Origin of the sequence: Aureibaculum luteum, assembly GCF_003449015.1 — a bacterium.
In the GTDB taxonomy this organism is placed as follows: domain Bacteria; phylum Bacteroidota; class Bacteroidia; order Flavobacteriales; family Flavobacteriaceae; genus Aureibaculum; species Aureibaculum luteum.
On the sequence record NZ_QRGD01000035.1, the window covers coordinates 1 to 1331 of the forward strand.

At 30.4% G+C, this 1331-nt stretch carries 1 protein-coding gene; it reads left to right on the plus strand.

The features are described 5' to 3' along the window. The first annotated feature begins 223 nt into the window (after window positions 1-223). Window positions 224-1189: an IS110 family RNA-guided transposase gene (locus D3P13_RS21750; RefSeq protein ID WP_117885812.1), complete on the plus strand. Its 966-nt coding sequence runs from the start codon at window positions 224-226 to the stop codon at window positions 1187-1189. Window positions 1190-1331 lie beyond the last annotated feature (142 nt).

The window sequence follows — 1331 nt, forward strand, 5'->3', positions numbered from 1 at the left end:
CTTAAGTTAGCATTTATAAATATAGTTATAAATTTAAGTATAGAAACAGAAAGAACAAAAGAGTGGAGTAAGGTCATTTTGTGTATAGAGACATTGATCTCGTTAATCTTGAGGATCCCCACTCTTTTACTACAATTATTTCGAACAGTTCTGTGAGACTATAGATCTCGTTTTTAAGTTGCAGAAAACCTTGTAGTATTGTTCTTTCATAAAATAGTTATATATGAATGAAGGTACAAATTATTTTGGAATTGACATTAGTAAAGATGTTTTTGATGTAGCAGACTTTAATGGAGTCCACCATCAATTTTCTAATTCTTTTAAAGGCTTTAAGAAGTTTGTAAAGCTATTGGATAAAAATTCTCACTGCGTAATGGAGTCTACAGGATATTATCATATTCAGTTGGCTAATATATTGTTAGAACATGGTATTAGGGTGAGTGTAGAAAATCCATTAGCTGTTAAACGTTTTGTTCAAATGCATTTGTCTAGAATTAAGACAGACAAGAGTGATGCTAAAATGATTTATAAATACGCTACCTTAAACACACTCAGGTTATGGAAGGGGCATAGTAAAAATCAAGTTGCATGTATACAAATTATGAGTTTGATTAGTCATTATACAAAACAAATGACATCATTAAAAAATAAACTCGAAGGAGAAGAAACATTAGGTAATCCTGTGAAAATTGTAGTACGTTCGTTAAAACGAAATTTAAAACAAGTTAAAAAAGAAGTATTAGCATTAGAGGAAACATTGTTAAACCTTGTAAAGGAAGATAATCAGAGTCTTTTAACTAGTATTGAGAGTATCGTTGGGATTGGTCGAAAAACGGCTATAGCACTCATTGTTCTAACCGATGGTTTTACTAAGTTTAGTCACTCAAAAGAGCTTTGTTCATTTGCGGGAATTACGCCAATAATAAGGCAGTCTGGAAAGAGTATCCATTCTAGATCTAGAATAAGTAAAATGGGAAATAGAAAGCTTAGATCAATGTTATTTTTATGCAGCTTTTCGGCTAAAAAACACAATAAATCTTGTAAAGATATTTTTGATAGGATGACAGCGAAAGGCAAACCTAAAAAAGTAGCATTGATTGCAGTGTGTAATAAACTATTAAAACAATCATTCGCAATTGCTAAATCAGGAGTTCCTTACGATAACGAGTATCGTTCTAAATTAAATTAAAATAAGAAATGATTATGATGCTTATTGGCTTGTTGAATTGGAAATAAATTGACGTAGGAAATTTATTCTACTTCAATAAAGCCCTAAGATAATATTGTAAAAAAATAAAAGCAAAAACATTAGGAAATCAACACAGTTCTTG